The sequence below is a fragment of the Ureibacillus massiliensis 4400831 = CIP 108448 = CCUG 49529 genome (assembly GCF_000772965.1).
In the GTDB taxonomy this organism is placed as follows: domain Bacteria; phylum Bacillota; class Bacilli; order Bacillales_A; family Planococcaceae; genus Ureibacillus; species Ureibacillus massiliensis.
On the sequence record NZ_JPVQ01000081.1, the window covers coordinates 1 to 5,629 of the forward strand.

General features: G+C 34.7%; 5 protein-coding genes. 3 read left to right on the forward strand and 2 right to left on the reverse strand.

Features of this window, described 5'->3' with window-relative positions:
- The first annotated feature begins 513 nt into the window (after positions 1-513).
- The gene (locus tag CD30_RS18520) at positions 514-1,542 is read left to right on the forward strand and encodes a hypothetical protein (RefSeq protein ID WP_036180459.1); all 1,029 of its coding nucleotides are present in this window, start codon (positions 514-516) and stop codon (positions 1,540-1,542) included.
- A 304-nt stretch (positions 1,543-1,846) separates the two neighbouring features.
- Positions 1,847-2,143: a hypothetical protein gene (locus tag CD30_RS18525; RefSeq protein WP_036180461.1), complete on the forward strand. Its 297-nt coding sequence runs from the start codon at positions 1,847-1,849 to the stop codon at positions 2,141-2,143.
- Positions 2,144-2,340: 197 nt separating this feature from the next.
- Here CD30_RS18525 and CD30_RS18530 read toward each other — a convergent pair whose 3' ends face one another.
- Both CD30_RS18530 and CD30_RS18535 read right to left on the reverse strand, forming a co-directional pair.
- Entirely contained in the window at positions 2,341-3,504 is a 1,164-nt protein-coding gene (locus tag CD30_RS18530; RefSeq protein ID WP_036180464.1) for an ABC transporter permease, read from the reverse strand.
- Positions 3,494-4,777 carry an HlyD family secretion protein gene (locus CD30_RS18535; protein WP_235802095.1) on the reverse strand — a complete coding sequence of 428 codons (1,284 nt, stop codon included), beginning with the start codon at positions 4,775-4,777 and terminating at the stop codon, positions 3,494-3,496. The genes CD30_RS18530 and CD30_RS18535 overlap by 11 nt, the downstream gene beginning before the upstream one ends.
- A 246-nt stretch (positions 4,778-5,023) precedes the next feature.
- Here CD30_RS18535 and CD30_RS18540 point away from each other — a divergent pair, with 246 nt between their 5' ends.
- The gene (locus tag CD30_RS18540; RefSeq protein ID WP_036180466.1) at positions 5,024-5,581 is read left to right on the forward strand and encodes a TetR/AcrR family transcriptional regulator; all 558 of its coding nucleotides are present in this window, start codon (positions 5,024-5,026) and stop codon (positions 5,579-5,581) included.
- Positions 5,582-5,629: the final 48 nt, after the last annotated feature.

Below are 5,629 nucleotides of genomic sequence, written 5' to 3' on the forward strand. Positions count from 1 at the left end.
AAAATCAACATTTATTAGCGATTTATATAAATTATTTTTGACAATACGATAAATTTTATCGAGGTGTTAAAATGAAAAACATATTACTTCTTCTCGTCTTACTATTAGTTTTTATTTGGGTGCAATGATAATAGTAAGCAAGAAGAGACGTTACAATTCAATCAACAATTTGAAGAGGCGATTGAACTAATAAACCTAAACGAATTTCAACCGGCAAAAGGAATTTTAACAGAGCTGGAGGAAACTTTAAGTTCTAGTAAGGAACATAATGATTTACTTAAAAATGTACAAACTGAATTACATAATGTTGAAGATCTCATAGCTCAAAATAAACAATTAGCATCTATACTGCTTGATATTTATGAAAACTACGGAGTTGCGTCACCTAATCATAGCTATCATGAATCAGAGTACTCTACTGGAGTTGTCTACACTGAATTAATTGATTTTAATAACGATGCGAAAAAAGAGTTGTATATTTTATTTAAAAGTAATGACTATCAGACGGATCCAATGGAACATCGGAATCAAAATGGTTACATAGAAGAAGTATGGGGAGCTTCCGAATCGGACCCAACACTTCTATGGGATGCTTTTTATACGATTGATTCAAGCACAGCATCAGATTTAGCTGTAACACTAGTAAAATTAAAAGATAATACAACAGCTATCAAACATTCTAGTGATATGACTGGACAAGGAAGTGAATACTCGCACAATCTATTCTTTACGCTTCATGATAAAGCAATTACTTTATCTGACGAGTTTTATTACGCATTAAACAATAACATTGAAGAGGATAATCTTTTCTATGGGGTCAACGGTGATACAGTTGATCAGCAAACATATGAAAAAGCCTTCGATACTTATACAGGAGAGGAACAACCAATTATAAAAAGTTCAATTGGAACGAAGGAATTTGCAATGGATCTTTCAAATCCTATATCTTCTCTAGAAAATGTTATTAACACGTTAACCACTGACATGGGCGATTTTGCTAATGGTAAGGAAGCAACTATGACTCCAGAATTAGAACAAGCAATTACAGATTATAGTTATTTCGGAAATATTGACAAACGTGATGCCCTTACCTATGAATCGATGATTGCATATGTCATTTTGCAAAAGATCGTTGAATCAGATGCCTCAGGGGAATATGGATCAGGTTATACTGAGCAAACAGTTAAAAATGCTGTAAAAGAATACTTTAACGTGGATTTAGACCCAAATAGTCTAGACTTGCCTTCAGAGTTTGATTTGGAAAATTGGAATTGGATGTACTATAAGGATGGGATTTTCCAATTAGCTGCTTCGAATTTTTACGAAGACGTAGTGATTCGTAATATTAAAAAAGTTGTTCAAGTATCCGACGATTTACTTTTTGCAAAAGTAAATGATTTAAACTTTGACAACATGAACCATAGTTTTAATACAAATCTTGACTTTGATTATAAGCTTTATATAAATAAACCAATCGAACAATGGCCAGATCATGCTCAGCCTTATTTGAAAAGAGAACTCCCAACCTACCTTTTAAAGTAATAATCGATACCAATTGTACTATCATGGAAATAAGGTGTTAACGCGTGAGGAGATAGAGGAGTTTTGATTGAAAAAGAATACTTACTGTGCAAATTTAAGTTGTTCAAGTAATAATTACTTTGTCGTTTAAATAGAGCCTGTCAGATCTTCTTAGCAGACGCTATTTATACTTAATGAATACTTACTAATATTAACGGAATCATGATTTCAAGTTTGGAGTGTTTGATTCAGTTACATTTCAAATAGTAGATTATTCTCTAGTAACTTCTATGTTATAATATAAAAAAACGTGGAGGTAATGAGGATGAATAACGAAATAGCAGAATTGTTACGCTCAGTTTTAAAGGAAGAGTTAGAACCAGTCAATAACCGATTAGACTCAATGGAACAACGATTAAACGGAATGGATCAGCGTCTCGACTCAATCGAGCAAGAAGTGAAAGCATTACGAACAGATCATGCTGAACTTCGAAATGAGATTATTGGAACTTTAGGTGACTTCACCGAAAAAATAGCATCCGATGTAGATTACAAAACATCTGCATTAAACAAACGGGTGTTTAATATCGAAACGGAACTTCAACGTTTGATTGGGGATTAATTGTAAAATATATCGTTTTTAATTAAAAGAGATTCTGATTTGTAAAGTTATGGGTCCCTTCCTTTAACTGCCAACAAATACTTGACTCAAATAAAGAAGATTACCAATTTGGCGAATATGGTAATCTCCTTTTAGTATTATGTTTAATTTTACTTTTATATTAGGTACATCTATTTCAATTTCACTAATCTCTCCGATTAAAGAGCATCTTTCTTCCTAAATACAATCGTACTCGTAGCAAGGAAAGCGACAAAGAAAGTTACAAGACCAATTAGTAAGAGACTAATAATATCGCCCCATATAAATGATAGGCCATTCCCTTTAATTAATACATGACGAATTCCATCTAAATAATAAGTCAAAGGTAAGACTTGTGAGAGTCCAACTAAGAAATTAGGCATTTCTTCTAATGGCCAAGTAAATCCGGATAACACAAAAGATGGGACAGCAACAAGCATAGTCACCTGAGTAGCGCTTAGTTGATCTTTAGCAAATAAACTTGCTAAATATCCTATACCTAATACCCCAAAAGTAAAACTACAAGACAACAAAACTAGCGGTATGACGTTACCCTGCATTGGTAGTTTGAACCAATATAAGCAAACTAATAAGGTCGTAAGTGTATTAATTAAATTTACTAAGAAATAGGGAAAGACTTTAGCAAAAGCTAATCTCCAAGGTGTTAACTTCCATTTGGCAAATTGCCCCCATAACCCACTTTCTTTTTCACGTGTAATCGTTAAAGCTACTCCTAAAAATAACACCTGCTGCAATATCGTTCCAACTAAGCCATAGACCATGAAGTCACTGTAGTTGGAAGTTGGATTATATAAAATACGTGTACGATAAGGAATGTGAAAAAAAGTTGAATTAATTTCCTCATCCCGGAATCCCTGCTGTTGAAGCTTCGTTTGTGAAAAACCATAGCTGAAAGTACTAATGATTGAATTCGCTGCTCTACTTGTTGAATTAGTTACAATCATATTACTGCCATCAATCAAAGTGACGATAGGAAGGTTCTCACCTTGTAAAAGTCGTTTATAGAAGTTTTCTGGTATTACAATGCCGACCTTTATCTCTCCTATTGCTAACGCATCCTTCAATTCCTTCTCACTTTCCATATAACCAGTCACATGAAAGGTTTGACTTTCATCAAACGCTTGTATGATTTGTCGGCTTAATTGGCTATTATCATGATCTATCACAACGGTGTTTACTTCTTTTAGTTGAGCACCAGAATAAGAATATCCAAACAGGAATGTATATATTAGTGGAACTAAAAATAATAGCCCAATTGTATGTGGATTCTTAACAATATGCATCCATTCACGATAAAGGATATCCCAAACTTTAATTTCCATTATGTTCACCTAAAAGTTTCAACCATTTGACTGTCATGCCTGTTTTCACATCATTAGGAATATTTTCATATTTTACTTTAACACTAAAAGAACGAATATCTGTATCATCCATGTTTTGTGTAGCCTTTTGAACTGCAAAATCGGCGGCAGGCGATATGGAAACTACTTTTGCTTTTAATTTTTTTCCGGTTGCGATTACTTCAATTTGAACCCAATCTCCAACTTGTATGTTAGAAATCTCGGTTTCAGGGAAGTAAAATTTCGAATATCTTTCCTCTGCTTGCTCCAATGTAAAGACTGGGAATCCTGCACTTACTAGTTCACCCACTTCTGCTGCTTTCGTTTTAATTACTCCGTCAGTTGGGGCGATTAGCTGTGTATATGATAAGTACACATTGGCTTCAGCCAAGGCGGCTTCTGCTTGAGATTTACCTGATTGTGCCGTAGATACTGCCCCAGCAGCTTGCTTAATACCTGCTTCCGCTGCTTTCACTTCACCTTGTCGCACCAAAACTTCATCTTGTGAAGCTACAGCCAATTCATGAGCAGCCTTTGCCTGATCTACTTGTGCTTTGGCAGCTTTTATCTCTTCTTCACGTGGACCTTGGACAGCTATTTCATATTGCTGTTTTGCCACCTCATACTTCCCTTTGGCTTCTTGATAGGTTGTATTAGCCTTATCAACATCCGCCTGGGAAGCTAAACCATGTTCCAGTAAGGTTTGTAGACGTTCTAAGTTATCCTTCGCTACTTTTTGAATTTCTTCCGCTGCTTTCATTTGACTTTCTGCTTGCTTGATTTCTTCTGGACGAGCACCATTTTGTAATGCTTCCAAATTTGCTTCTGCTGCTTTTAATGCAGCTTCAGCCTGAGCAACTTTCTTTGCAGCGGTTTCTGCTGTTACATTCACTGCTGCATTGCCCTGTTCTGTTTTAGCTACCGCAGCCGATTGAGCTGCTGTTGCTTCATTTATCTGTCCATCTGCTACACTTACCGCAGCTTCTGCCTGCGATACTTTAGCTTTTAATTCATCATTTTGTAGAACTCCAATAACCTGGCCTTTTTTAACTACATCTCCTTCATCTACGAGAAGTTCCTCAATTCGTCCATCTAGCTTAAAACTGACCTTACTTTCATCTCCTTCAATATATGCTGTTGGCTGTCCTTCCAAAAGATTTTTTCCTGCTGCTTCTTTTTTAACTAACAGGAAAAAACCACCAACAATTAAGCCAGCAATAAGGCACAAAACTAAAATAAGTCTTGCCTTTATCACTTTAAAACCCCCTTCTTAACAGTTACGATACTGAATGACCCAAAATGAATTTTAGTTCTGAACGTAGTAAAATATACCATATATTACTTAACTAATCTAGAAAAATTTTCTTTTAGTTCATATTTTTAAGTTTCAAATGGAATTCTAGTTCATTTTAATATAAACTTAAAATGAAATTAATTAATGGAAAAAAGACAGGATTTTGTCATTGAGTACATTCCAAGAAAATAAAGGGGAATGCGAAAAATGATTGAGGAAAAAAAAGAGAGAATTATTGAAGCAGCTACTACCTCGTTCAGCCAATTTGGTTTCAAAGGTACAACAATGGATAGTGTTGCAAAGATTGCAAAGGTCGGAAAAGGAACAGTATATACTTATTTTGACAATAAGGAAGATTTATTCGACGAAATCGTTGATAGTACCATCAAACAAATGATGAATGTTGCTAATAAAGCAATTAAACCAGGATTACCATTTCATGAAAATATCCGTCACGTGCTTGAAGCAATTTTAGCATTTAGACAAAGTCACTCCCTTATCATGAAAATAGTTCAAGAAGCTCGGGATATCCAAACCGTTCATGTCATCAAAACAATTGAAAAAATCGATCAGAAAATAATCGATTATTTAAAAAATCTAATTCAGGAGCAAATAAAAACGGGAGAAAACATTCAACAAGACCCTGAATTTTTGGCCTTTATATTATTTAAAACCTATATTCTTCTAATTTCAGATTGGGAGAGAAATCATCCTTCTTTGGATTCTAGTAAAATTACTGAAGTTTTGCAGCGACAGGTGTATTAAAAAAGGTTCTATGTCAAATGTTGGGGTGAAGTGATATTACACGGCACC